This is a genomic window from Dehalobacter sp. DCA (assembly GCF_000305775.1).
GTDB lineage: Bacteria > Bacillota > Desulfitobacteriia > Desulfitobacteriales > Syntrophobotulaceae > Dehalobacter > Dehalobacter alkaniphilus.
In genome coordinates this window covers 312,461-338,227 of record NC_018866.1, presented here as the reverse complement: position 1 = coordinate 338,227, position 25,767 = coordinate 312,461, and the positions used below count along the sequence as shown (strand labels likewise).

Below are 25,767 nucleotides of genomic sequence, written 5' to 3'. Positions count from 1 at the left end.
CGACAAGCCACGGAGGATGATGCAACTTGCCGAAAGCAGCCATCCATTACGGAGACTAACCCGAGCAAAGACTTTATACTGCTTATTCTTTCAAATAATCCTTAAATTCATATAATTCAAAATCCTGCGAATAAACCGATTTATGCTGGTTTATTTTTTTATATTTCTGAAGATGTCTGCTTTTTTGATCTAGCTTTTGCGTAAGGATCTTATTTTCCTTTTCAATCTGCTCAAGCAGGTCCATGAGGACTCTCCTGCTTAAACGCAGATTATCAAGCTGTTTTTCCAGTTCCATAATTCTATGAGTCAACAGGACGGTTTCCTCATTCGTACTCAAACTTTCATCTCCCGGAACAGAATTATATTCTTATACAACTATTCTATACGCTTCAGATTGTTTTTAATCCTTCCCGGCTAAAAAAGTTCCAACCCTCTGAACCGCTTCCTGAAGCTTCGTCTCATCCTGAACCAGGCCAACCCTGACATATCCCTCGCCATACCGGCCAAAGGCAATGCCCGGCACGACAAGAACGCCAGCCTCGCTGGCCAGTTCAAACGCAAAGGATAATGAATCCTGCTTCGTGGGCACCGGGGCCCAGACGAACATGGATCCTTTGGGCCTGTTCATCTTCCAGCCGGCTCTGGCACATCCGTCGACCCAGATATCCCTTCTGTTTTTATAAGTCTGCTGATTGGCGAGGATGGTCTGATCACCGCCGCTTAAGACCGCAGCTCCGGCCTTCAATACAGGCTGAAAACTCCCATAGTCAATATTGGATTTGATGGTTTCCAGTGCTCTGATGACTTCTTTATTGCCTACCACAAAGCCAAGTCTCACTCCGGCCATATTATACGACTTGGAAAGGGAATGAAACTCTACCCCTACGTCCTTTGCTCCTTTGGCCTGCAGGAAGCTTGATGGCCTGTAGCCGTCAAAAGCCAGTTCCGTATAGGCCGCATCATGACAAACCACAATTTCATGTTTGGAGGCAAACCTGACGACTTCATTAAAGAAAGTCTCCGGTGCAACTGCAGCGGTTGGATTATTAGGATAGTTAAGGACCATCAGTTTAGCCCGGTCAGCGGTCTGGGGGGCGATCCGATTAAGGTCCGGCAGAAAATCGTTCGTTTCCAATAACGGCAGTACAACCTTTTCACCTTCGACCAGCGCCAATCCGTCTGAATAAATCGGATAACCAGGATCAGGGATGAAAGCAGCGTCGCCTTTATCAATAAACGCCCAGAAAATATGCGTTAGACCGTCCTGGGAGCCCATGACCGGAAGCACTTCCGTCGCAGGATCAATATCGACGTTAAATCTTCTTTTATACCATAATGAGCAAGCTTCCCGGAACTCCGGAATTCCTCTGGTCAGTGTATAACCATACGCCTTTTCATCGAGGCTCTGCTCACTAATTATTTTTCTGATCTCAAGGGACGGAGGCAAATCAGGGCTCCCTACACTTAGATCAATTAGCGTTTTGCCTTCACGTTTGACCTCTTCTTTCAATGACGCCAATTGTGAAAAAATGGATGTTTGCAGACTTCCCATTCTTACTGCGAGCTTCATGTCTTCTTCCTCCTCAGCTGCTCAATTTGTTGAATGACCCCCATACCAACTCCCCAAGAGCCTAATTCTATGCCAGGCTTAATCGCATGACCATGAAAATCAGATCCGCCTGTAATCAGAAGGCTCTTTCTTTCTGCCAGTGCTTTAAAGTAATTTCGTTCCTCCGCACCGTGGTCGGGATGATAGACTTCAATCCCCTGCAGCCCGGAGTCGACCCAGGCGGCAATCTCGGGTTCTGTACATTGGCTGCCCGGATGCGCAAGCACGGCTACGCCTCCGGCTTCTCTTATAATTGTAATAGCTTCGACAGGATCAAGCTTATATCGGGGAACGTAAGCTGGCCTTCCTATCTTTAAAAATCTCTCAAAAGCGTCTTTCAGATTGGCGGCATACCCGTGCCTGATCATGGCCTGAGCCACATGGGGGCGGCCGACAGAATCCCCATTGACAAACTGACTTACTTCCTCAAATGTCAGGGTGATTCCGAGCTGTTCCAGCTTCTGAAGTATCTTTCTTATTCTTTGCACTCTTTTTTCCCGCAGTTCCTGCAACCTGGTATGAAGAACCTCATTGCCCTCCTGTAACTCATACCCGAGGATATGGACTTCCTTGCCCGCCCAGTCGGTGTTGATCTCTATGCCTTTAACCAGACAGAGCCCCGTCTCAGCTACAGCCTGTTCTGCCTCCGCCCAGCCATTAATGGTATCATGGTCCGTGATGGCCAAAGCTTTCAATCCGACTTCTGCCGCAGACTTAACGACTTCTTCCGGTGTAAGGATCCCGTCTGAAGCAGTCGTATGACAATGCAGGTCGGCCTCAAATCTTGTCTGGTATTTCATGATATGTTTACCTCTAAGAATTTTCACATTAAGACATCGCTCAAAAACCTGACATAATTCCCGTAACATATTTTGGCTATTTCGTTCTGATTAAAACCGCACTGAGACAATTTTTCCACTAGATACGGGAATGTCCCGACATTCTCCAGACCTTTCGGCGTCGTCTCAATTCCGTCAAAATCCGATCCGAAACCAACCGTATCGACTCCCGCTACTTCTGCGATGTGGCAAATGTGCCGGACAACGTCATCCATAGTTGCTTTTCCGGTCTCACTCAGGAAATCTTCACAGAAATTGATCCCGACCAGACCTTTCTTGTCTCCTAGCGCACACAGCTGATGGTCAGTCAGGTTCCGGCGATGGCCGCATAACGCTTTGGCACAGGAATGGGAAGCGATGACCGGACGTTCAGAATGCCGCAGCACATCCCAAAAACCGGCCTCATTCAGGTGGGAAACGTCGATCACCATCCCAAGCTGGTTCATTCTTTCGATTACCTGAAAGCCAAAACTAGATAAACCGCCGCTTCCTTCGCTTTCACCGACGCCGTTGCCGATCGCATTCCTTTCATTCCAGGTAAGGCCAATGCTTCTGACTCCGAGCCTGAAAATAAGATCAAGCATAAAAACGTTTTCTCCAAGAATTTCTCCGCCCTCGATATTGATAAGCAGGCCCAGCTTATTGGTCCGGCCTAATTGGGCTGCGTCTTCTTGGGTTCTTACTAAAAATACATCACTGGAATTATTATCAATAAACCTAAGTGCGGCTTCGAGTAATTCCAGCCCTCTCCAGGCCGCCTGAAACGGTTTGTATTCACTTTCAATATAGGCAGCCAGAAACTGCAGACCGAGATTGGCCTGTTTTGCCCTGGCCAAATCCCAGTGCCCAAATTTTGCTGTTTCTTTCAAATTTCTTTTTCCGGCAGCAAAATCTCCAATGCTGTCACAATGACCGTCGGCAATCCATATGTTTTTCATGGTCAAATTTTGCTCCTTTATTTATATTCTAAAGGATAATCGGGCAGAAGGCTAATCATTTGGAAAGCTTGACTGATGCCAATCCTTTGGCAACTTCCTTAGTTGCACTTAGATAAATCAGAAAGTACGAATATTTTCTGATATATTAAAAAAACCCGCCCCCAAGCAGGCAGGTTTAGAATCATTGGGTTTATCTGGGTTCGACAATCAGTTTGATCGCAGTCCTCTCTTCTCCTTCAATTAGGATATCGGTGAAAGCTGGAATACAAACCAGGTCAAGACCACTCGGAGCAACGAAACCTCTGGCAATAGCAACTGCTTTTACTGCCTGGTTTAATGCGCCTGCGCCAATTGCCTGCAATTCAGCTCCGCCTTTTTCCCTGAGTACGCCTGCTAATGCTCCAGCTACTGAATTAGGACTTGATTTTGCTGAGACTTTTAACACATCCATTATCTAATACCTCCCAATCGATCCTTTTTACATGTATTTCCACTTTGATGCTATATACTATTCGCGTAATAGTAAAAAAATCCTCTTTTTAGAAATGTCTGATTTGGTATTTTCTGTGTAAAAAAATCCTGCACCTTATTTGGCGCAGGATGTCTATTTTTGGATAGGAATAATACGCTGTGTTTTGCCGGTTTTTTCATCTATTTGAAGCACCACAGCATTCAGCTGGTTCACCCCGTTGGCCACTTCAAATCTCGCCGGCATCTGCGTCAGAAAATTATTGATAATGATCTCTTTTTTGACTCCCAAGACCGAATCTCGCGGGCCAGTCATTCCAACGTCTGTAATATATGCCGTGCCCTGGTCCAGTACCCTGGCATCCGCAGTCTGGATATGGGTATGCGTACCAAGAACTGCACTTACTTTGCCGTTAAGAAACCAGCCAAGCGCAACTTTTTCTGAGGTCGCCTCGGCATGAAAATCGACAATGATCACCGGGGTCTCCACAGCCATCATATTGATGATCTGATTGACCATCGTGAAAGGATTTTCCAGCGGCGGCAGAAAGATTCTTCCTGATAGATTGATAATTCCCGTCTTTATTCCGTTACGAATAACAAAACCATAGCCTTTTCCCGGTGCCCCTTTCGGGTAATTGGCAGGCCGGATCAGCTTGGTTTCATCATCGATAAACTTTATAATTTCCTTTTGGTCCCAGACATGGTTGCCCATCGTCAAAAAGTGGATTCCGTAATTATATAGCTCATAGGCGACTTCTTTGGTAAGTCCCCGCCCGCCTGAGGCATTTTCAGCATTGGCAATCACCAGATCAAGTTTATGCTCTTTCTGGAGTTCGGGAAGAAAAGCAGCCACCGCTTCTCTTCCCGGTCTGCCGACGATATCACCGATAAAAAGAATCTGCATAAGGTACTCCTTTACTTGCACTAACCCCTTGGTTCAACCATTGAAAACAAGTACTCTGCCGTCTTCCCGTACAGCTGTAATGTTTTTTTCTGTTCCGTTAGAACGTATAGCTGCCATCATATGAATAATGATTTCTTCCTGCAGTATGACCTCTTCTTCAGGCAGGCTGCATTCATCAGCAATCATCTTAGCGCCAAGCTCGCTTTTCATGATTTCTACTATGAGGTTGATTTCGGGGTGGGTAATACTGCTTAAATCTCTGCTGATCACAATCAGGTCCAGTTCCTGTTCAAATTTTTCAATACTTAAAAGCTGAATTTTCCGACCTTCAATCTGATGAAACAATTCCAAGGCCTGCCGAAGTTTATTCTGAAGCGCTTCAAAGCCGCACTCCTTGACGACCAGGAATTTAAGTATCATGGTCTGCTGCTCCTGATTGCAGCTGATCGTTACAACTTCCGGATAGCACAGCAAAATAGAAACAAGTAATCCCGTACTGTAATTCAGATAATTTGATTCAGCAGTTATGACTTCTGAAGCGGCCATCTTGATAATCCTTTCCCGAATGTGAAATAATAGAGCTTTCTCCAAAACATATAGTAATTCTTCAAGGAGACGCAAAGTCCTTCCCTGGGTGCCCTAGCAATTATAACCTATTTTGTCCCAACATACCAATATAAAGAAAACTTGGCTGGTTCAGAAAGTACTTAACTTTCTGATACATAAACAAAGCAGGCCTAACACCTGCTTTGTTCGCTATCCGTAACGTATCAAAATTTGAACATCATCATCATCTTATACGCATGGTATCTCTGTGGAACCGACGTTGCGACAGATTACTTCGCGTAATCTACTGCGCGGGTCTCCCGCATTACGACAACCTTGATCTGTCCGGGGTATTCCAGTTCTTCTTCAATTCTCTTTGCAATATCATGCGCGAACCTTGGTGCAAGTGCATCATCAATCTTCTCCGGATTCACAATAATGCGAATCTCTCTGCCGGCCTGAATCGCGTAGGATTTTTCAACGCCTTCAAATGTCTCGGCAATTTCCTCAAGCTTCTGAAGCCTTTTAATGTAGGATTCCAAAGTTTCGCGTCTGGCACCAGGTCTGGCAGCCGATACCGCATCTGCAGCGGCAACAAGTACTGCGACAATTGTCTTGGGTTCAGTGTCGCCGTGATGGGCCTCAATCGCGTGAATGATATCCCATGATTCCTTGTACTTTTTGCAGAGATCAACGCCAATCTCGACATGCGTGCCTTCGGTATCATGGTCAACGGCTTTGCCGATGTCATGCAAAAGTCCGGCGCGTTTTGCGGTCTGGACATCAACACCAAGTTCGGAAGCCATTAACCCGGCCAGATGGGATACCTCGATAGAGTGTCTCAAAACATTTTGTCCGTAACTGGTTCTGAAACGCAGCCGGCCAAGCAGTCTAATCAGTTCTGGATGTATACCGTGAACCCCGGTTTCGAAGGTGGCCTGTTCCCCTTCTTCCCTGATTTTCTGGTCAACTTCCTTCTGCGCCTTCTCAACCATTTCTTCAATTCTGGCCGGATGAATACGTCCGTCCAAAATCAGTTTTTCCAGAGCGACTCTGGCAACTTCTCTTCTGATCGGATCAAATCCTGACAGAATAACGGCCTCAGGCGTATCGTCAATAATCAAATCAATACCCGTTAAAGTCTCAAGAGCTCTGATATTCCGGCCCTCTCGGCCAATGATACGGCCTTTCATTTCATCGTTCGGCAGGGCAACCACTGAAACTGTGCTTTCAACGACATGGTCTGCCGCACAACGATGTATAGCCAAAGAAATAATATCTTTAGCGCGTTTTTCAGCTTCTTCTTTTGTCCGGGTCTCATATTCCTTAATCATGATTGCCGATTCGTAACGTACTTCTTCCTCGACACTTTTTAGCAGCAATTGTTTGGCTTCTTCAGGAGTCAGACCGGAAAGCCTCTCCAGCTCAGCTACCTGTTTAGCCAGGAGTTCATTTAAATCAAGTTTTTGTTTTTCAACGTCTGATTCTCTGCGATGTAAATTTTCTTCCTTACGTTCCAGAGCTTCGGTTTTTCTTTCAAGGGTTTCTTCCTTCTGAAGATTGCGTCTTTCCATACGTTGGATTTCGCTACGTCTTTCTCTGGTCTCTTTTTCAATATCATTGCGAAGCTGCATAACCTCTTCTTTAGCTGCAACGATTTTTTCCCTTTTTTTGGCTTCAGCCTCTGCCTCAGCATTCTTTAAAAGCCTTTTTGCTTCTATTTCAGCAGATCCAATCATTTTTTCCGCAGATGATTTGCGGATAAACCAGCCGATCAGACTGCCAATCGCCAATCCGGCGAGTACAATAACAACTGCAATTAAGCCTGATATTTCCAAAGCTTCACCTCCTTCAATTATAGTATTAAATATTTCGTGAAAATAACAAAAAACTGGTCAGACCAGTTCCGTAAAATCTATAACCCTCGTTCGATTATTTTTCCCTTAAATATAGCTACACCGATACCCGGTGCAGCTGAGATGTTCAGTTTAATATAAGAGAAAACCTTGAAAGGTTAAAAATTTACTAGAAACAGATCCATTTAATATTAGTTTAATGAAATGTGCAAATAATGTCAAGTTGGTGGGATAACAAAGTATACTAAATACTTATAGATTATCGAAAATAATAATCTCTCCAAGTACTTTTTTGACTATATCCAATTGATAGCCCTTCGCTAAAAGCTTGTCCCCGACCTTTTTCCTTAAGTATAACTCTTTTGGAGGGATACTTCTGTTTGGATCGTTTAGGGATTTTTTTTGATATTTCCTATACTCCTGCTCAAACATTTTACGGCCAAGCAGCAGGCAGTTTTCAACCTCCTGCTGCTCGGGAAAGTATTCATCCATGACGCGAGAGATCATCCGATCGTCCAGACCGGCTTTTTGCAGTTCAATACATATTCTGGTCCGGGAAAACCTTGTTTCCTTACTTTTAATATAAGACAAGGCATATTGCCGGTCATCAATATATTTCCATTCTTCTAGCTTTCGGAGAGCTTCAGCATTTTCCTCTGCGGAATAGCCTTTAGCCTCCAGTCTGCCGGCAAGCTGGCTGGCAGACAGCCGCCTGCGGCTTAAGAAATCCAGCGCAGCACCTAGCACACTTTTTTTCGGTGAGGCCTGCTTTCTACTCATCATTCATGCTGTCGTCCTGAGCGCCCTTGGTCTTGTCTTTCGAGACCAGAACCAGATTGCGCACTTTGCTCTCAATCTCTGCAGCAATATCTGGATGCTGACGCAGAAAGTCCTTGACATTCTCTCTTCCCTGTCCAAGCCTTTCGCCATTGTAGGAATACCAGGCGCCCGATTTCATTAGGATACCTGTTTCCGATCCCATATCGACAATACTGCCTTCCCTGGATATCCCTTCGCCATAAACCAGGTCGAAATCAGCAAAGTTAAACGGCGGTGCAACCTTATTTTTGACGACCTTTACGCGAGTCCGGTTGCCGATGATTTCCTGCCCCTGCTTGATGACATCCTGCTTTTTGACTTCCAGCCGGACTGAAGCATAAAATTTCAGCGCCCGTCCCCCGGTCGTCGTCTCCGGGTTGCCGAACATCACGCCGACTTTCTCCCTGATCTGATTAATAAAGATGACACAGGTATGGCTTTTACTGATGCACCCGGTAAGTTTGCGCAACGCCTGGGACATCAGACGGGCATGCAGCCCCATATGGGAATCGCCCATCTCCCCTTCGATTTCAGCCCGTGGCACGAGTGCCGCCACCGAGTCAATAACAACGACATCAACCGCGCCGCTACGGACAAGGGCTTCACAGATTTCCAGCGCCTGCTCGCCGGTGTCGGGCTGAGAAACCAGCAGATCGTCGACATTCACACCCAGCGCACGGGCATATACTGGGTCAAGGGCATGCTCTGCATCAATAAAAGCTGCAACGCCGCCTGTTTTTTGTGCCTCAGCAATAATATGCAGCGTTACGGTGGTTTTCCCCGAAGACTCCGGTCCATATACCTCTATTACCCGGCCTCTGGGAACTCCGCCAACGCCTAAAGCCAAATCCAGTGCCAATGAACCTGTTGAAATCGTCTCAACAGCCATTCTGTCCGAAGCTTCGCCGAGTTTCATAATCGCTCCCTTGCCAAACTGCTTTTCAATTTGGCTCAGCGCAATATCCAATGCTTTCAGTTTATCTGGAGTAGCCATCTTTTCGTGCCTCCTCTTGATTATACAAAACATATGTTCGGTTTCTATTATACTTTTTCTGACTGTCTATTGTCAATCCGTTTAAAAGTAAAATTTTTACATAGCGGCTGGTCTTGTCTCATTTGGCAAGAACTTACTGCTTGCATTTCCTAAGTAAATACAGCCGCAGCATATTCAAGGCAGTTTCTACGATCATATTTCTGACGGATTCCCTGCTCCCGACAAACTGGTTTTTAGTGATCTCGATACCTTCCGGATGAGCCAGGGCGATATAGACCAGACCGACGGGTTTATCCGCGGTTCCGCCTCCGGGTCCCGCGACTCCGGTCGTCGCAATCCCAATATCTGCGCCGAGGGCCTTCCTCGTCCCTTCAGCCATTTCCCCGGCTACAAGTTCACTGACCGCACCTTCCTGCAGCAGACTGCTGCTTTTCACTCCGAGCAAAGTTTCTTTGGCTGAATTCGCATAACTCACAACGCCGCCAAGATAATACGCCGAGCTTCCGGCTTCGGCGGTGATTCTTCCGCCCAGAAGACCGCCGGTACAGGATTCAGCTGTTGCCAGCGTCAGGTTGTTTTTCAGAAGCAGTTTTCCAACAATACCGGCTGGGGTATCCGTACCGGTTCCGAATACCCCGTCCCCAAGCCTGCTGCGGATCTCTGCTTCCGTCTGATCCAGGAGCCGGACAGCCTGACTGACATCCCCGCTTCGGACCGTAAGCCTGACATCCATGTAGGTATGCCTGTCCAGCAAAGTGAGAGACGGGGATTTACGCTGCATCAGAATGGTTAGTTCCCGTTCCAGTTCCGGTTCCCCGAGTCCAAATATTTTTAGAATACGCACCTGCATCCGTCCGGAATCCTGAAGCATGATCTGCTCTAATTTGGGCAGCAAATACTTTTGGAACATAACCTCCATTTCGGAAGGAGGTCCGGGAAGGATCGCGCAAAACTGGTCATTTTTGCAGATAAGGGCCCCCAGTGCAGTTCCTTTATCGTTCGGCAGCAGAATCGAACCTTCCGGAAAATAAGCCTGTTTTTCCGTACTTGGTGGCATCCGGTCATTGATATAAAACTGCGTCAGGGACTGCATGCTTTCAGGATCATAGCTCATTTTCAGGCCAAAGACTTCAGCAGCAATTTCTTTGGATAGGTCATCTACCGTCGGTCCAAGCCCTCCGCTGACAAGCACAAGCCCGGAACGCTGCAACGCATTCTTTAGTGTTTCGGTCAGCCGTTCTTTGTTGTCCCCTACCGTCGTATGGTAGAGAACTTCTATCCCGAGATCCGAAAGCTGTCCTGTAAGATAATGGGCACTCGTATTCAGCGTTTTTCCGAGCAGTAATTCTGTTCCCGTGGAAATAATTTCGGCCTTCATTTTTTTCACACTCCCTCAGTCATTATCTCACCGCGGGCAGATTTATATCCCAGTACCGGTATCTTGTCACGCTAAAATTGATAAAGAAAACATGGCTGGCGCCAAGCCTTTGGCGGTCACTCCAATTACTTATACTTTCTGATATACAGATAAAAAGATTCCCCCCTGGGTAAAAGGAAAATCTTGAAGTCGTTTTATTTAGAATGCACAAACAGCTGTTTTGATTTCATGATATAGTCCACGCCGGAGATGATGGTTATGATCAGCGCAAGATAGATCATAGGCTGGGCAATATGTATGTTAAGAGTTGATAATGGCCAATCTCTCAAAATCAACAGTGCTATGGCAATGATCTGAGTGACCGTCTTCAGTTTGCCAAGCTTGCTGGCACTGATCACTACGCCTTCGGCGGCAGCAATCGCTCTTAACCCTGTGACCGCAAACTCTCGGGCCAGGATAATCCAGACAATCCAGGCTGAAACGAGATTTAACTCGACTAGGGCAATCAGCGCGGCTGAAACCAGAAGCTTGTCGGCAAGCGGATCCAGAAATTTACCGAGATTGGTCACTTGTTTCAGCTTGCGTGCGAAATAACCGTCCAAACCGTCTGTCGCAGACGCCAGGATAAATATCCCCGCGGCTACAAAGTCCTGATAAGGAAAATAAGCAGTGCCGTCAGGCATTTTTACCAATAAAAAGGCCATAAACAAAGGTATCATGGCAATTCGAATCAGAGTCAGCGTGTTAGGTAGATTCACTCGAGCTCCTCCCCTCCCATATCATAGCTATCCGCTTCTGTAATTCTGGTCTGTATGATTTCACCAGCCAAATGCTTCTTCTGAACCTTGAGGTAAATCTGACCGTCAATCTCCGGGGCATCCCCTTCGCTCCGTCCGACCCATTCATCAGGGGCAGTCTGTTCTTCGAGAATGACCCGGATGATTTGTCCGACCCTTTGCTGCTGGATCTGATCCGCGATTTCCGTTTGGGCTGCCATGACAGCATTTTTGCGAGCTTCCCGAACCTCAGGCGGTACCTGGTTCGCCATGTTCGCAGCAGGAGTATTTTCCTCCTGGGAATAAGCAAAAACCCCAATACGGTCTAATTTCATTTTATTGACAAATGACAATAAATGCTGAAACTGTTCTTCGGTTTCCCCAGGGAATCCGGTAATGAACGTTGAACGAATAAAGATACCCGGTACAGCCTCGCGGAGCTTTCCGATCAGCGTTTCTGCTTCTTCGGCTGTATTTCTGCGGTTCATTTTCGAAAGTATGGCATTATCGGCATGTTGAAGAGGCAAATCGATATAGTTACATATCTTGGGTTCCGTCGCAATCAGGTCAATCAGTTCATCAGATACTGCCTCAGGGTAACAATACATCAGCCGAATCCATTGTATACCGTCTATTTCCACTAGTTCCCGTAGAAGATCGGGCAGCCGGTAAGCCTGATACAGATCAATACCGTAACGGGTTGTATCCTGGGCTACCAGTGCAATTTCCTTCACACCCTCGCCGGCGAGCTTCCTTACTTCTTGTACGATTGACTCCATTGTCCTGCTACGGTAGCTGCCTTTGATCTGCGGAATGACACAATAGCTGCAGCGGTTATCACAGCCTTCGGCTATTTTGACATATGCAAAAAAAGAAGGGCTGAAACGGACCCTCGGCGTCTCATTGTCATAAAGATAGTCCTGCTTTTCCTTTTTCCTGTATACTCTCTCGCTGCCGGAGCTTTCCAGGACCCCGGGGATTTTATCCAGATCCCCGTCCCCGAGCACACCATCAAGCTCAGGAAATTCTTTAAACAGCTCTTCACCATAACGCTGAGCCAGACATCCCACAGCATAGACCTTCTTCTGAGCACCGCTATTTTTCAAATTGATCATTTCACAAAGGGTGTCAATCGATTCTGCTTTGGCATCTTCAATAAAACCGCAGGTATTTACAACAATCATATCGGCTTCAGACGGTTCGGCTGTTATCTCGAAGCCTTTCGCCAGCATGCCGGTTATTACTTCACTGTCAACCTGGTTCTTCGGGCACCCAAGGTTAATCACTGCAACTTTTTTCTTCACTTTTCAACCCTCTGAAATCGTTTTTTATCACTTTAGTATATATCAGGTTCCGACCTGCTGTCAAAACGAATGCTTTCCCTTTACCTTCCCTGATGGCTTCCCCGGAGACATCCTTTTGACGTTCCCTGTCGCCTTGCCTGACGCCTCTGTGCGACTTCCCTGGTGCTTTTCTTTTTGATTTTCTTTGAGATTTTTTTTCTTATTCCCCAGACTTCTTTGTTGTCTTTCTTTTTCCATCTTTTCGTTTTTTACGGTTCCCCGAGATTTTCCGCTGTCCTCTGTAATCTTTTTTTTATGTTCCTTATTTATTCGTGCCTTAGATAAAAGGTCTTTATTTACTTGCTCTTTATTGAGCTTGCCTTTAACAAAATTTTTCTGTTTATTTTGGTTATAACCGGAATCTTGTTCCTTGTTCTGATCGGAATAGGCGGTTCTTCCTTTGGGCCTGATCAGACATTTGGGGCCGAACCCTATCAAATCCGTCCTATCGGCTTCAACAAGGGCAGCGTGGACCAGGGCATATTTTTTTGGTTCTCTGAATTGCAGCAACGCTCTCTGCATTGCTTTTTCCGTTTTGCTTTTTGGAACATAAACCTTCTGCATAGTCAGCGGATCGAGCCCTGTATAAAACATTGCCGTAGACAGCGTTCCCGGAGTCGGATAAAAATCCTGGACCTGTTCCGGCTGATAATGAATGTCCCGCAAGTATTCGGCCAGTTCAACGGCTGCTTCCAGCGTACTCCCTGGGTGGCTGGACATAAAGTAAGGAACAATAAACTGCTTCTTGCCAAGACGCTCGTTCATTTTAAAGAATTTTTCCCTAAACTGTTCAAAGGTTTTCCCGGCCGGTTTACGCATATCGTGCAGGACCTTAGGTGAGATATGCTCCGGAGCTACCTTTAGTTGACCGCTGACATGGTGTTCGAGCAATTCTTTAAGAAAATGCTCGCTTTTATCCGCCATGATATAGTCATAGCGAATCCCCGAGCGCACAAATACTTTCTTGACTTTGGGCAGTTTTCTGAGTTTCCGTAAAATCCCGAGGTATTCCTGATGGTCGATATGCAGGCTTTTGCATGGCGAGGGATGCAGGCATTGTTTTTCCTTACATGCGCCAGTTTTCAATTGCTTAAGACAGGCTGGCTGACGAAAGTTAGCTGTCGGTCCGCCAACGTCATGAATATATCCTTTAAAGTCTTCCAAATTGGTGATTCCCACAGCTTCGTGCAAGATCGATTCCTCGCTCCTGCTCTGAACGATTCTGCCCTGATGAAAGGTCAGCGAGCAGAAAGCACAGCTTCCAAAACATCCCCGGGAGCTGACAATACTGAATTTAACTTCCTCCAGCGCGGGTATTCCCCCGTCTCTATCATACATTGGATGCGCGTTTTTCAGATAGGAAAGACCATAGACTTTATCCAGCTCCGCCTGAGACAAAGGCATTTCCGGTTTATTCTGCACCAAATATTTTATGCCGTGCTGCTGGACAATGGTTTTTCCTCTGACCGGGTCCTGCTCCTGATATTGAATCTTGAAAGCCTCCGCATACTTGGCTTTGTCTTCTACCGTCTTTTTGAAGGAAGGTATCTCGATATAGCCGTTGCTTACCTCGTCCAGAGAATCCGCCATATAGCAGGTTCCGGGGATATGGCGGATATATTTCACTTCCAAACCGTCATTCAGATACGCGGCAATCTCCACAATCTGCTTTTCCGCCATGCCATAGACCAACAAGTCCGCACTGCTGTCAATCAGAATTGATTTTCTGACGGTATCGCTCCAATAGTCATAATGGGCAAATCTCCGCAAACTGGCTTCTACACCGCCAATGATGATTGGAACGTTCTTATAGGCTTCCCGGATTTTATTGCAATAGACAATCGTCGCCCGGTCCGGCCGTAAACCCATTTTGCAGCCGGGTGAATAGGAGTCTTTTTCGCGTATTTTTTTATTGACTGAATAATGGTTGACCATAGAATCCATATTGCCTGCTGACACCAAAAATCCGAGCCGGGGACGCCCAAGTCTCTGAAAGTCTTCAGTCTTTTTCCAATCCGGCTGAGGAATAATTCCAACCTTGTATCCTGCGTCTTCAAGAACCCTGGAAATGATAGCCGGACCAAAACTGGGATGATCGACATAGGCATCCCCGCTGACCAGGACGAAGTCCACCTGGTCCCATCCCCGGCACTCCATGTCTTCTCTGTTCACTGGCAGATAATTTACAGACACTTGATTTTTCTCCTAACTTTATTAGATAACTGCCATAGTTAAACTGATTATTCAAATATACTTCTAACTTCATTTAGTCTTTTGGGTTCTATATTTTGAATTCGTATTTATTCTAAATCGATTTGACATGATTCGCAAACATAGGAAGAGGGTATCCTGGTCTTCCGGTATACCCTCTTAACAATCTTATCTTATCAGCTTGGTGTAAACTAACTTCCCGCAAGCTCTTTCACTTTATTCTCATCAATGATGTAGTTTTGAAGGACATCACCGGTCTTCCCGAGCGGCGGGACGTTATGTCCGTTTACTTTGAGTGACAGTCCGCCGGCGTTGCCGATCGATACAAATTCAATTTGCTTGTCAGCCTGCAAGGTTTGAGTTGTTCCTGCAGGGATCGTTCCGCTTAAAGCCTGCTTGCCGTCCACATTGACCACGACCCAGCAATCAGCAGTAAACGTAAGCTCAGCAACAATACCCTTGTATTGTTCGGCTTGCTGCTGAGACGGCTGCCCGGCATTTTGTTCCTGCCCGGCAGTATTCGTATTCTGCACCGTACCGGAATCGGCAGTATTTTGATCGCTCGCCTTCGGTGCAGCCGGCAAAGGGGTGGGTGTATAATGAAAAGTACCGGATTTGTTGCCCAAGTTTGACACAAAGATAATCCCGACGACAATGATCACAGCCAGGATAGCCATTCCTGCAAGGACGACAGGTCTGAACCATACCTGATTGCTTGGAATCGGACTTAAGCGTGGCTGAATGTCAGGCTCAGCTTCTTTGACCAAAGAAGCATTATAGCTATCTATAATTTCCTGCGGATTAATGCCAAGATGTTTAGCATACGTCCGTAAAAAGCCTCTGGTATAGGTGGTTCCGGGTAGCACGCCGTAGTTCTCATTCTCCAGAGCTTCCAGATACCTCACTCTAATCTTAATACTATCTTCAACTTCCTGATAACTTAAACCTTTTTCTTCTCTGGCCTTCCTAAGAACGGCCCCTTCACCAGCCATCTCTACACCACCCTATTAATATTTAATTTAATTTTATTTTAAATTAATTACTGTCAAGCAAACCGTTCATTCAAAAATTGTTTCAGTGTTTTCAGCGATAATAACATAGATTCCTGAGAAATACATAAGTCGTAGTCCTCAGATTCCTGATTGGGATAGCCATACAGCTGGTCATAGTATTCCATAATAAGATACCGGGCAAAGTCCTCGTAAGCTTGTTTCTGCAGAAAATCATAAAGCTGATCAATTTTCTTTCGTCCCAGTCTTTTCGTCAGTCTATCAAGAGCTGTTTTAAGTTCTACAGTTATTCCCGGGTTATTCGTATACTCAAGCATCAATCGTTTGGCTCTGTTGTCCACTGAATCATAAACAAGAATAGAAATTCCCTGCTGCATGGCCTTAAAAACTCTATCGGGGAGCGTAATTCTGCCGATCCGCCGGCTTTCGCATTCCATCAACAAATACAGATTTTGATTATAGCGATGAATTTCCTCGTAAAGCAAGGACTCAAACGTTTTTTGGGTAGGCTGAGCCCCAAGACCGATGCAACCAAAAACTGAACCGCGATTATTAGATAGCCCCTCAAGATCAATGACCGGATAACCCTCTTCCTTGAGTTTTTTCAGCAACTCTGTTTTTCCAGTTCCGGTATTCCCTTTCAGGACGATAACCTGATGATGAAATCCAGTCTCAAAAAAGGAAACAATCGAATGCCTGTAGGCCTTATATCCGCCAATCAGCCGAAATACCGGCAGCCCCATCAGGTCAAGTACTGCCGCCAGAGACTTGCTTCTCATACCTCCGCGCCAGCAAAATAGCAGAATCGGTCTTTTCCCGGCAGCCTCTACGACTTGCTTATATAGATCCGGCAGTTTTCGGCTAACAATCTCTAGCCCGATATCTCTGGCTTTTTGGGGAGACTCTTTGGTATATATCGTTCCAATGACGGCTCTCTCTTCATTATTGAAGATGGGTATGTTTATCGCTCCGGGAATCGTTCCTTCCTCAAATTCGTTTTCTGACCTCACATCTATATATAATGCATCTGATAGCTCAGAACATTCATCGATGGAAATTTCACGCAGCATAATCTTCCCCAATCTTTTTTATTCTACAGTATTTTAACTAATCCTTCCTGAAATTAACCAAAAAGCGCAAATATTTGGTAATTATGACTAAGAATTAAAGTTTTTCCCGAATTTTTGTTCAAATTGGCCCTTGGTCAACAAAACTTCCCTGGGTTTCGAGCCTTCATGCTGGCCGACAACCCCTTTTTCTTCAAGCATATCAACGATTCTGGCCGCCCTGGAATAGCCAATCTTTAGTCTGCGCTGAAGCAGGGACACGGATGCTGTATTGCTCTCCATAAAGATGTTCGCAGCCTTATAGAAAAGCTCATCTTCCGGCTCCTCAGAATTCCTGGAACTCAAGCTTACCTCCGGAATTTCAAAATACTCCGGTTTGGCCTGTTCCAGCAGATAATCGACAATATTCTTGACTTCCTTGTCTGACAGGAAACAGCCTTGGACCCGGATCGGCTTGCTGATCCCAATTGGATGATAGAGCATGTCCCCGCGGCCGAGCAGTTTTTCTGCACCGCCCATATCCAGAATGGTTCTGGAATCGATCTGGGAAGAAACCGCAAAAGCGATCCTGGAAGAAATATTGGCTTTAATCAGACCGGTGATGACATCAACCGAGGGTCTCTGTGTCGCAACAATCAGATGAATACCTGCTGCCCTGGCCATCTGGGCCAGCCGGCAGATAGACTCTTCAACCTCTCCAGGAGCAACCATCATCAGATCGGCTAACTCGTCGATAATGACGACAACATACGGCAGCGGCTTCGATTCAGTATCCTTCTTTTCACTAACCAGGAAATTATATCTGACGATATCGCGAACTCCGGAAGCTGCAAAAAGTTCATATCTTGTCTCCATTTCGGTAACAATCCACTTCAAAGCTCCGGCAGCCCTCTGGGGCTCTGTTACCACAGGAGAGATCAGATGTGGAATTCCATTGTAATTGGCCAGTTCAACAACTTTGGGATCAATCAGCAGCAGTTTTACTTCATCCGGTCTTGCTTTATAAACGATACTTCCAATAATCGTATTGATGCAAACCGATTTTCCTGCTCCGGTCGCTCCGGCAATCAGCAGATGCGGCATTCTCGTAAGATCACCGATAATCGGCGTGCCGGTAATATCTTTGCCGAGCGCCAAACTAAGCTTGCTTGGTGAGTCCTGAAAATCTTCCGTTTCCAGCACTTCCCGGAAATGAACAATGGCAATCTCCTTATTCGGTACCTCTATCCCAACTGCAGACTTTCCCGGAATCGGCGCTTCCATCCGCACATCGGAGGCTGCCAGACTCAGTGCAATATCATCTGAGAGGCTGGTAATTTTACTGACTTTGACACCGGGTGCAGGCTGAACCTCATAGCGGGTAATCGTCGGCCCCTGTGTGACTCTTGTGACTTTGACCCTGACCCCAAAACTGGCCAGCGTATCTTCCAGCAGACGGACATTATCAGCAATGTCCTTGCCGCTTTTTTGGCCTTTTTTCATTGATTTATGAACAAGATTTAAAGGCGGCAGCCTGTAATGTTCGTTCTTCTCGGTCTGTCTGGAAATAGGCGTCCCGGTAAGCTTGCCCGGCGGTGCCGCCGCAGTCTCCCTGCCTCCTGCATAATCTCCTATATTTCCAGCCTTTCTTTCGGCTAAATCATCGATCCTTGTGTTAATCAGGTAATGATCCGTTTCCGACTGCGGAACCTGCTTGTTTTTTTTATTCCGTTCTTCTCCACGATTCCGTTCTTCCCCGAAAATTTCGATCACCGGGGTACCCGGCCTTGAATCAAAGTAATTATCTGGGGTTGGGGACTTTACAGGCTCACCTTTCTTTCCTGCAGGAAACACGCTGTTCCGGGCATCCTCTTTACGCTCCTGTCTTTCTTGGCGTCCGTCCGCCAGTACCTGCAGAAAATCCCTGATGTGACGATCGACCATCTGTGCGAAACTGGCTGTGAGGGACAACAGGTCTTTGACCGTCCCGACCAGAGAGCGGTTCATTGCCAGGATGGCGCCGATCAAGGCCAGCACTGCCAGAATCACATAGCTGCCTGTCACGCCGACCAGCATGACCAGCATGATACTGATCGCCGCGCCGAGGAGGCCACCTCCTAATCCGGCTTTGCCAAGCTCAAGCAGCCCTGCAGTATCATACGCAGCAGATGACCCGAGATGAAGGAATCCTTCTGCTACGAGCCATAATAAAACCGCACCGGTTATCCTGGATTTTATACTTCTCCGGTTGTTACTCATCAGGCTGATCCCTATAACGCCGAGGATGATAAAAATCCCGACACTGCCATCGCCTGCCGCAATCCTGAGTGCTTTAATAATCAGCGTGACAATAGCACCCTTGCTGTTGGAATATAGCATGACAAATCCCAGACAGGCCAAACCCATCACCAGGATTCCAATAATCTCATTTCGAATCGTATCATGAACGGACTGTCTTTTTTTACGTGACCCCCGTCGGTTCTTTTTTGTCGCCTTCGTCGCCAACGTTCCAAACCCCCAGCTTTTCATTCTGTCTTTTCTGTCTTTTCTGTCTTTACAATTTCCATGGTCTTTATAGCCTTCGTAACACATTACAACAGTAATATTTCCACAATTCTAAGCTAATTCCTTTAATTATTCAACATTTAAGGCCTTTGAATGATTCCTTGTTGAGTCCTCGATAATAATTCTTACCTTTATATGACGGTTATATGATGGTATATATAATGTAAAACATTTATCACCTAAAAACAAGAAATTCTCAGGACAATCAACCCTTATTTGATAAGATTCTTAAAAAGCACAGGATATTAATAAGTCTTTAGTCCTATCACATCGTGACTTACGGTGAATTGTTTCAATTGTCAAACTGTTGTAAATTTGTAATACAAACCAGAACACTAAAAAACAAAAATATATTATTAAAGGGAGAGATTATCATGATGTTATACCTCGTTCAGTTCCTTCAAAGATTCCAAAAAGATGAAAAGGGTCAAGCACTTACAGAGTACGGTCTTATAATCGCTTTAATTGCAATCGTAGTCATTGCTGCAGTCGGAGTTATCGGCACAAACTTGAATGGTATTATGGAGTCAATTGGCGCTGCTCTCAAGCCACCAGCATGATCTTTGTGGGTTCTCAGAGAAAGCTCTACTGTCAGAGAACAGTAGGGCTTTCTTAAACTAAGAAAAGTTACCTCTCTTATCAGGTATTCAAAACAGTCTTTGAATTGTTAATTATCCCATATCTGCTCAGTGATATTTGAGTTGATGGGGCGAACGTTTATTATAATCTGCATTGGGAGGGTATAGAAAATGCTAAAAAAATTAATAAAATCCTCCAATGGCCAGTCTCTTGTCGAATTTGCTCTGGTCCTGCCCATCTTTCTGCTTCTAGTCTTTGGCGTAGTTGAGTTCGGGCGGCTCGGCTATTCCTATGTGACCCTCAATAACGCCGTCCGAAGCGGTGCGCGGACAGCCAGCCTGAGCGGACTGGACAGTACAATTAAGGCTTCAGTAGCTGATTCCGCCCCCTTATTAGACCGCAACCTGCTGACCATTCAGATCACTCCAATTGAGTCTAGCAGACACTCCGGCTCAAATGTTACGGTATCAGCCTCTTATCCTGTGTCTCTTACGACTCCGGTATTAAATCATATTGTTCCGAATCCGGTTGTGATCCATGCGAGCCTGTCCATGCGCATTGAATAGGAGTGACTTTGCTATGAAGAATCATCCACTCAAAAATGAAAAAGGCAGTATTGCCATTCTTACGGCAGTACTTTTAGTCGTTCTTCTGGGCTTTGGTGCCCTATGTACAGATATGGCCGTTCTCTACGTGGAAAAAGCAAAGTTACAGAATGCGGTAGATGCAGCAGCGTTAGCAGGTGCTCAAGAATTACCGGACAGTCCGCAGGACGCTTATCTAACCGCTGCAGAATATGCGGCCAATAATAATGTCTCCCTCCCCTCAATTTCGATATCCAATCATAACCGGGAAATTGAGGTATCTGCTTCTGAAGAACATTCTATGTTTTTGGCCAAAGTACTTGGCATTACCAAAGGAAAAGTCGGTGCACGTTCCAAGGCAGGTGTTTACCCTGTCCGCAGTATCGCCGGAGCCGCTCCTTTAAGTGTTACGATACAGGACTTTGTCTATGGCCAGGAATATACGTTGAAGAATGCGCCACCGGAAGGTCAAACCGGCTGGTACGGACCTGTTAGACTAGATGGATCCGGTGCAAGTACGTATGAGGATGCACTCTCCTACGGAAATAATACCCCGCTATCTGTGGGTCAGACCCTGCAGATAGAAACCGGTAATATGAGCGGTCCGACACGAAAAGGTCTTGATACCCGGCTTGCTTCCGATACTCGTGTCCCTGGGAATACTTTTACTGATCATGACAGTAATGCTCCCGAGATTGTCTTTATTCCAATCGTACAAGTCCTCACTCGATCAGGTGAATCCATCCAGGAAGTTAAAATTTTAGGATTTGCCGCTTTTTTCATTGAAAATGTAACTCACAATGGCAATGACTGTTTTATCACCGGGCGTTTTTTAAAGACCTGTTCCACGCTCGGCAAAGAAACAAGTTCAATTATTGATGACGGAAATAACCCCGTACAGGATTACGGCTTATATTCTATAAAACTGCTAATGAATTGAGGGATAACTGGTGAAAAGAAAATTCTATGTTTTTATGGCGATTATCTCAGGACTGATTTTTAGCTTGGCTGTCTTTTTCTACCTGAACTATGGTTCGGGAGCATCAAGTCAAGAATTGAAACCACTGGTTGTTGCAGCAGCGGATATTTCCTCCCGAAGTATCCTAAAGGCTGATCAACTCCAAATCAAACAAATTCCGCTTTCAAGCTATCCTCAGGGAGGCGCCTCTACCGTGAAAGAATTAACTGGCCGGGTGCTCCTGGTTGATGTCAGTCAGGGTGATGTACTGCTGAGTCCGATGCTTGGAGATCCGTACCAAACCGGCAGCAGTTCAGGTGCCTCAGCCGACAGCTTTTCACTGACTGTTCCTTCAGGTAAAAGAGCCGTTGCTATTCCTGTCGATCTGGTTGGCAGTGTCAGCTATAAGGTAAAGCCCGGTGATCATGTGGATGTCCTGATTACCATGGATATTAAGGACAGCCAGGGAAATCAAAGAACAATTACTTCTTTAGCTGCCCAGGATGTTTTGGTCTTAAACACGGGTGACACCATTCTCAAAGAAGGAGAAACTGCCGAAAATCCCGGCTCTTATGTCCTTGCTATGAGCGTCTCCCAGTCTATGGCCGTAACACTGGGCAGTGAAAAAGGTTCCATCCGCTTACTGCTGAGAAACCCCGCCAATAAAGAAACTTACACCGAAGCACCCATCGATCCCAATGTCTATACAAACGCCGATTACTTCGGTCATTATAAATAAAAAGGAGGTATAGCGCATGCAAGGTATACGGATTCTAATTGTTGATGATATCAGAAATACCCGAGAAAACATTCGCCGAATCCTTGCTCTTGATTCCGGCTTTGAAGTCATTGGCGAAGCGGGCTGTGGTTCAGAAGCAATCCGTCTGGCAGAATTGTTGAAACCGGAAATTATTTTAATGGATATCAGCATGCCCGACATTGACGGGATAAAAACAACAGAACTACTTTCTTTCCGCGTTCCAAATACCTCCATTATTATGATGTCCGTTGAAAACGACCCCGACCATATGACCAAAGCCATGATGGCCGGAGCCAAATCTTATATCGTCAAACCGTTTACCGGCAAAGAACTTACCAGTACGATCCTGAATGTATATCACAAGGAAAGCCGCAAAAGAGAAATGATCAATTCCCCTCTGTCCCCCGATTCCGCTGTGAAAACATCCGACACTGCAGCAAAAGTAATCAGTATTTTCAGCGCCAAGGGAGGGGTAGGCAAAACGACGACCGCTGTGAACCTCGGTGTTGAATTGGCGAAGTCATCCAAAGTCCTTTTATTGGACTTGAGCCTGCAATTTGGAGACATCGCCTCCTTCTTAAATCTTGTTCCGAAAAGGACAATTACCGATCTGGTTCAGGCCGGTTCGATCAAAGAAGAAGATATCCGGCTTCATACCCTGAGCCATTCTTCCGGACTGGAGATCCTGGCGGCTACGAATCGCCCCGAATATGCAGAAAAAGTAACCATGGAACATATTGGGCAAATCCTGGAGGAGGTAAAAATCCATTATGATTTTGTTATTCTTGACAATACCAGCCGTTTTGATGATATCAGCCTTGCCGGCTTAGAGGCCGCAAACGAGATCTGGGTTGTGGCCGGCATGGATATTCCATCAATCAAAAATACCAAGCTGGCGCTGGAAATCATGCACACGCTTGATTATTCCCCAAAAATCAAGTTGATTCTAAATAAATTTGAAAAGAAAATCGGCATCAGCATGAAGGATATTGAAAGCAGCCTCGGCCTGAATGTAACCTATCTTATTCCTTATGAAGAACAGCTCACATCGGTGCTTAATAAAGGTGTACCGTTTGTTGAGGCTTTAGCCCGTTCGGCTCCCGCTCTGGAAATTAAAAAAATGGTAAGTACGCTAGGTGTTAATTCGGAAATAACTAAAAAAGGACAGGACAGCAAAGAAACTAGCCGTCTTTCCTTTTTAAGATTTGGAGGTTGAACGCATGTCGCTGCTTAGCCGTTTAGAACAGGAAAGAGGAAAAGAACGCGAAAGAACCGGATCAGAGAAACAGAGCCTGATTGAAATCAGACAAGCCTTTACCCCTTCTCCTTCCACTCAGCCCGTTGATCCCTGGAGGGAACTCAAAAGTATTATCCATAAGGAAACCATCAAAAATATCCAACTCAATGATGTTGATCCTCAAGAAGTCGAGCCGATCGTTCAAAAGGTCATAGACCAGTATGTTGAAACCAACGGTGCCCTTCTGCCCCGTAATGAGAGACAAAGAATCGTCCAGGAAGTGGTTGATGAAATCCTCGGTTTTGGTCCCATTTCCCCACTGCTAAACGATGACAGTATTTCGGAAATTATGGTCAACGGACCTAGCCAGGTCTATGTCGAGCGTCACGGTATTGTTGAATTATCCAATGTAACCTTTAATGATGACCAACACGTCCAGCATATCATTGAAAAAATTGTCGCGCCGATCGGTCGCAGAATTGACGAAAGTCAGCCAATGGTAGACGCCCGTCTGCCAGACGGTTCCAGGGTAAATGCAATTATCCCGCCTTTGGCTCTTAAAGGTCCTACCATTACGATTCGGAAATTTTCACGTGACCCCTACCGTGTCGAAGACCTGATTAATTTTGGCACGCTAACCCGTGATATGGCGCTTGTCCTCGAAGCCTGTGTTAAAGCCAGACTGAATATTGTCGTCTCTGGTGGTACCGGCTCCGGTAAAACCACGACATTAAACGTTCTATCTTCCTTTATTCCAGATCATGAAAGGATTATTACCATCGAAGATGCTGCTGAACTGCAGCTTGATCAAAGCCACTTGGTAACGCTTGAAACCCGGCCGCCAAACATAGAAGGAAAAGGTGCTATCACCATTCGTGACTTGGTTAGAAACACGCTGCGTATGAGGCCTGACCGGATCATCGTCGGTGAAGTCCGCGGCGGAGAAGCCTTGGATATGTTGCAGGCGATGAATACTGGACACGATGGTTCCCTGACCACAGGTCATGCTAACACCCCGAGGGACATGCTCTCCCGTCTTGAAACAATGGTCCTGATGGCCGGCATGGATCTTCCAATCCGGGCTATTCGTGAGCAGATCTCGAGTGCAATCAATTTAATTGTTCAGCAAAGCCGTCTCAGGGACGGTACCCGCAAGATTACCCATATAACGGAGGTTCTTGGTATGGAAGGAGACACCATCGTCACCCAGGATATCTACAAATTTGAACAAAAGGGTGTTGATTCCAATGTCCATGTCCTCGGTGGCTTTAAGGCTACTGGTGTCCGCCCCCGCTTTATGGATACGCTGGCTGCCACAGGCCAAATCCTGCCGGACAATATTTTTGTTAGTTGATTAGTCATCCGTGGCCGTTGGAGGTATTTTTATGACAAAGATCATCATTGTGGCCTCGATTATGGGATTTATCCTGATATACTCCCTAATCATGGCCCTGAAACCAAAAAATGAAAGCGTCGAAGATAAAGTTAAGCGACTAGTTGCAGAAAAAGAAGATACCCCGGTTAAAGCCAAGAAGGCTGCTTCCTGGAAAGAGTATCTGACTTCCCTGTCCAAATATACACCTCGAAAATGGGGCAAACAACTTGATAAAGATCTTTACAGCGGTGACATTGGGTTAACTGGCAGAGAATTCATCGTGATGCAAATCTTCTTGTTCATTCTTGCTTTCCTTATCGCCTTAATTCTTCTGCCTTTGAGTGCTGTTTTTATTATTCTGCCACTGTTAAGTTTGATCTTTCCCAGGCTGTATATCAGCAGTGCTAAAAATAAAAAAATCAAGAAATTCAATAACCAGCTGCCGGATATACTTCTGACCCTTGCCAATTCCTTAAAAGCCGGTTTTAGTTTATTTCAGGCCATGGAAATGGCTGCCCAGGAAATGCCAGATCCACTCTCCTCCGAAATCAAAATTACCCTGAAAGAGATGGCCTATGGGGAGTCTACCGAAAATGCTTTGCTAAATCTCTCGCAGCGGGTTGAAAGCAAAGACCTGGAATTAATGGTAACTGCCATCCTGATTCAACGGCAAATTGGTGGTAATCTAGCCGAAATTTTAATTAATATTCACGATACAATTCAGGAACGTTTACAGATTCAAGGCGAGATCAAAACACTTACTGCTCAAGGTAGATTATCCGGATATATTATTGGTGCTTTGCCTATCTTAATTGGCCTGGTTATCACGATGATGCAGCCTTCATTTATGATGCCGCTGTTCCAGGATCCACTCGGAATTGTGTTATTATGTTGTGGAGCTGTTCTGGAAATCATCGGTTTTATCGCCATCAGAAAGATTGTTAATATTAAATTCTAGGGGAGATTGTC

24 protein-coding genes are annotated in these 25,767 nt (G+C 45.7%); 7 read left to right on the top strand and 17 right to left on the bottom strand.

The features are described 5' to 3' along the window. Positions 1-82: 82 nt before the first annotated feature. From DHBDCA_RS01640 to DHBDCA_RS01560, 17 genes are all read right to left on the bottom strand, one after another. Positions 83-337, bottom strand: a complete 255-nt coding sequence (locus DHBDCA_RS01640; protein ID WP_015042395.1) for a hypothetical protein — start codon at positions 335-337, stop codon at positions 83-85. Between the two features lie 63 nt (positions 338-400). After that, positions 401-1,570 carry an aminotransferase class I/II-fold pyridoxal phosphate-dependent enzyme gene (locus DHBDCA_RS01635; protein WP_015042394.1) on the bottom strand — a complete coding sequence of 390 codons (1,170 nt, stop codon included), beginning with the start codon at positions 1,568-1,570 and terminating at the stop codon, positions 401-403. After that, positions 1,567-2,409 (bottom strand): PHP domain-containing protein, encoded by an 843-nt coding sequence (locus DHBDCA_RS01630; RefSeq protein WP_015042393.1) that lies wholly within the window; start codon positions 2,407-2,409, stop codon positions 1,567-1,569. Before DHBDCA_RS01630 ends, DHBDCA_RS01635 begins: the two co-directional genes overlap by 4 nt. A 23-nt stretch (positions 2,410-2,432) precedes the next feature. Then, entirely contained in the window at positions 2,433-3,386 is a 954-nt protein-coding gene (locus DHBDCA_RS01625) for a dipeptidase (protein ID WP_015045106.1), read from the bottom strand. A gap of 190 nt (positions 3,387-3,576) precedes the next feature. Continuing rightward, positions 3,577-3,837: a stage V sporulation protein S gene (locus DHBDCA_RS01620; protein ID WP_015042391.1), complete on the bottom strand. Its 261-nt coding sequence runs from the start codon at positions 3,835-3,837 to the stop codon at positions 3,577-3,579. Positions 3,838-3,990: 153 nt separating this feature from the next. Further along, positions 3,991-4,761, bottom strand: coding sequence for a TIGR00282 family metallophosphoesterase (locus DHBDCA_RS01615; protein WP_015042390.1), 771 nt, complete (start codon positions 4,759-4,761; stop codon positions 3,991-3,993). Between the two features lie 33 nt (positions 4,762-4,794). Then, positions 4,795-5,307: a hypothetical protein gene (locus DHBDCA_RS01610; RefSeq protein ID WP_015042389.1), complete on the bottom strand. Its 513-nt coding sequence runs from the start codon at positions 5,305-5,307 to the stop codon at positions 4,795-4,797. Between the two features lie 290 nt (positions 5,308-5,597). Then, positions 5,598-7,166 (bottom strand): ribonuclease Y, encoded by a 1,569-nt coding sequence (rny, locus tag DHBDCA_RS01605; RefSeq protein WP_193352143.1) that lies wholly within the window; start codon positions 7,164-7,166, stop codon positions 5,598-5,600. Between the two features lie 249 nt (positions 7,167-7,415). After that, positions 7,416-7,946 carry a regulatory protein RecX gene (locus DHBDCA_RS01600; protein WP_015042387.1) on the bottom strand — a complete coding sequence of 177 codons (531 nt, stop codon included), beginning with the start codon at positions 7,944-7,946 and terminating at the stop codon, positions 7,416-7,418. Then, positions 7,936-8,976, bottom strand: a complete 1,041-nt coding sequence (gene recA / locus DHBDCA_RS01595; protein WP_015042386.1) for a recombinase RecA — start codon at positions 8,974-8,976, stop codon at positions 7,936-7,938. Before recA ends, DHBDCA_RS01600 begins: the two co-directional genes overlap by 11 nt. A 133-nt stretch (positions 8,977-9,109) precedes the next feature. Continuing rightward, on the bottom strand, positions 9,110-10,354 hold the full coding sequence (locus DHBDCA_RS01590) for a competence/damage-inducible protein A (protein WP_015042385.1): 1,245 nt from the start codon (positions 10,352-10,354) through the stop codon (positions 9,110-9,112). 194 nt (positions 10,355-10,548) lie between these two features. Next, positions 10,549-11,112 (bottom strand): CDP-diacylglycerol--glycerol-3-phosphate 3-phosphatidyltransferase, encoded by a 564-nt coding sequence (gene pgsA / locus DHBDCA_RS01585; protein ID WP_015042384.1) that lies wholly within the window; start codon positions 11,110-11,112, stop codon positions 10,549-10,551. Continuing rightward, positions 11,109-12,434: a 30S ribosomal protein S12 methylthiotransferase RimO gene (rimO, locus tag DHBDCA_RS01580; RefSeq protein ID WP_015042383.1), complete on the bottom strand. Its 1,326-nt coding sequence runs from the start codon at positions 12,432-12,434 to the stop codon at positions 11,109-11,111. Before rimO ends, pgsA begins: the two co-directional genes overlap by 4 nt. A 60-nt stretch (positions 12,435-12,494) precedes the next feature. Further along, positions 12,495-14,666, bottom strand: a complete 2,172-nt coding sequence (locus DHBDCA_RS01575) for a YgiQ family radical SAM protein (protein WP_015042382.1) — start codon at positions 14,664-14,666, stop codon at positions 12,495-12,497. Between the two features lie 209 nt (positions 14,667-14,875). Further along, a complete protein-coding gene (locus DHBDCA_RS01570; protein ID WP_015042381.1) occupies positions 14,876-15,676 on the bottom strand; it encodes a helix-turn-helix domain-containing protein in 801 nt (266 codons plus the stop codon). A gap of 53 nt (positions 15,677-15,729) precedes the next feature. Next, positions 15,730-16,764 carry a tRNA 2-selenouridine(34) synthase MnmH gene (mnmH, locus tag DHBDCA_RS01565; protein WP_015042380.1) on the bottom strand — a complete coding sequence of 345 codons (1,035 nt, stop codon included), beginning with the start codon at positions 16,762-16,764 and terminating at the stop codon, positions 15,730-15,732. Between the two features lie 87 nt (positions 16,765-16,851). Then, on the bottom strand, positions 16,852-19,332 hold the full coding sequence (locus DHBDCA_RS01560) for a DNA translocase FtsK (protein ID WP_015042379.1): 2,481 nt from the start codon (positions 19,330-19,332) through the stop codon (positions 16,852-16,854). Positions 19,333-19,679: 347 nt separating this feature from the next. On the opposite strand from DHBDCA_RS01560, the gene DHBDCA_RS01555 reads away from it, so the two are divergent. From DHBDCA_RS01555 to DHBDCA_RS01525, 7 genes are all read left to right on the top strand, one after another. After that, positions 19,680-19,865, top strand: a complete 186-nt coding sequence (locus tag DHBDCA_RS01555; RefSeq protein ID WP_343205467.1) for a Flp family type IVb pilin — start codon at positions 19,680-19,682, stop codon at positions 19,863-19,865. Between the two features lie 189 nt (positions 19,866-20,054). Next, on the top strand, positions 20,055-20,450 hold the full coding sequence (locus tag DHBDCA_RS01550; RefSeq protein ID WP_015042377.1) for a TadE/TadG family type IV pilus assembly protein: 396 nt from the start codon (positions 20,055-20,057) through the stop codon (positions 20,448-20,450). Between the two features lie 13 nt (positions 20,451-20,463). After that, positions 20,464-21,408 (top strand): pilus assembly protein TadG-related protein, encoded by a 945-nt coding sequence (locus tag DHBDCA_RS01545; RefSeq protein ID WP_015042376.1) that lies wholly within the window; start codon positions 20,464-20,466, stop codon positions 21,406-21,408. Positions 21,409-21,418: 10 nt separating this feature from the next. Further along, a complete protein-coding gene (cpaB, locus tag DHBDCA_RS01540) occupies positions 21,419-22,165 on the top strand; it encodes a Flp pilus assembly protein CpaB (protein ID WP_015042375.1) in 747 nt (248 codons plus the stop codon). A gap of 16 nt (positions 22,166-22,181) precedes the next feature. After that, positions 22,182-23,402 (top strand): response regulator, encoded by a 1,221-nt coding sequence (locus DHBDCA_RS01535; RefSeq protein ID WP_015042374.1) that lies wholly within the window; start codon positions 22,182-22,184, stop codon positions 23,400-23,402. Between the two features lie 4 nt (positions 23,403-23,406). Next, positions 23,407-24,777, top strand: a complete 1,371-nt coding sequence (locus DHBDCA_RS01530; RefSeq protein ID WP_015042373.1) for a CpaF family protein — start codon at positions 23,407-23,409, stop codon at positions 24,775-24,777. Positions 24,778-24,808: 31 nt separating this feature from the next. Then, positions 24,809-25,756, top strand: a complete 948-nt coding sequence (locus tag DHBDCA_RS01525; RefSeq protein ID WP_015042372.1) for a type II secretion system F family protein — start codon at positions 24,809-24,811, stop codon at positions 25,754-25,756. The last annotated feature ends 11 nt before the right edge of the window (positions 25,757-25,767 follow it).

Excerpts from the sequence above, each read along its gene's own strand:
- DHBDCA_RS01635 (WP_015042394.1), bottom strand. The coding sequence starts at position 1,570 with ATGAAGCTCGCAGTAAGAATGGGAAGTCTGCAAACATCCATTTTTTCA.
- DHBDCA_RS01630 (WP_015042393.1), bottom strand. The coding sequence starts at position 2,409 with ATGAAATACCAGACAAGATTTGAGGCCGACCTGCATTGTCATACGACT.
- DHBDCA_RS01625 (WP_015045106.1), bottom strand. The coding sequence starts at position 3,386 with ATGAAAAACATATGGATTGCCGACGGTCATTGTGACAGCATTGGAGAT.
- DHBDCA_RS01620 (WP_015042391.1), bottom strand. The coding sequence starts at position 3,837 with ATGGATGTGTTAAAAGTCTCAGCAAAATCAAGTCCTAATTCAGTAGCT.
- DHBDCA_RS01615 (WP_015042390.1), bottom strand. The coding sequence starts at position 4,761 with ATGCAGATTCTTTTTATCGGTGATATCGTCGGCAGACCGGGAAGAGAA.
- DHBDCA_RS01610 (WP_015042389.1), bottom strand. The coding sequence starts at position 5,307 with ATGGCCGCTTCAGAAGTCATAACTGCTGAATCAAATTATCTGAATTAC.
- DHBDCA_RS01600 (WP_015042387.1), bottom strand. The coding sequence starts at position 7,946 with ATGATGAGTAGAAAGCAGGCCTCACCGAAAAAAAGTGTGCTAGGTGCT.
- recA (WP_015042386.1), bottom strand. The coding sequence starts at position 8,976 with ATGGCTACTCCAGATAAACTGAAAGCATTGGATATTGCGCTGAGCCAA.
- DHBDCA_RS01590 (WP_015042385.1), bottom strand. The coding sequence starts at position 10,354 with ATGAAGGCCGAAATTATTTCCACGGGAACAGAATTACTGCTCGGAAAA.
- DHBDCA_RS01570 (WP_015042381.1), bottom strand. The coding sequence starts at position 15,676 with ATGGCTGGTGAAGGGGCCGTTCTTAGGAAGGCCAGAGAAGAAAAAGGT.
- mnmH (WP_015042380.1), bottom strand. The coding sequence starts at position 16,764 with ATGCTGCGTGAAATTTCCATCGATGAATGTTCTGAGCTATCAGATGCA.
- DHBDCA_RS01560 (WP_015042379.1), bottom strand. The coding sequence starts at position 19,332 with ATGTGTTACGAAGGCTATAAAGACCATGGAAATTGTAAAGACAGAAAA.
- DHBDCA_RS01555 (WP_343205467.1), top strand. The coding sequence starts at position 19,680 with ATGATGTTATACCTCGTTCAGTTCCTTCAAAGATTCCAAAAAGATGAA.
- DHBDCA_RS01550 (WP_015042377.1), top strand. The coding sequence starts at position 20,055 with ATGCTAAAAAAATTAATAAAATCCTCCAATGGCCAGTCTCTTGTCGAA.
- DHBDCA_RS01545 (WP_015042376.1), top strand. The coding sequence starts at position 20,464 with ATGAAGAATCATCCACTCAAAAATGAAAAAGGCAGTATTGCCATTCTT.
- DHBDCA_RS01535 (WP_015042374.1), top strand. The coding sequence starts at position 22,182 with ATGCAAGGTATACGGATTCTAATTGTTGATGATATCAGAAATACCCGA.
- DHBDCA_RS01530 (WP_015042373.1), top strand. The coding sequence starts at position 23,407 with ATGTCGCTGCTTAGCCGTTTAGAACAGGAAAGAGGAAAAGAACGCGAA.
- DHBDCA_RS01525 (WP_015042372.1), top strand. The coding sequence starts at position 24,809 with ATGACAAAGATCATCATTGTGGCCTCGATTATGGGATTTATCCTGATA.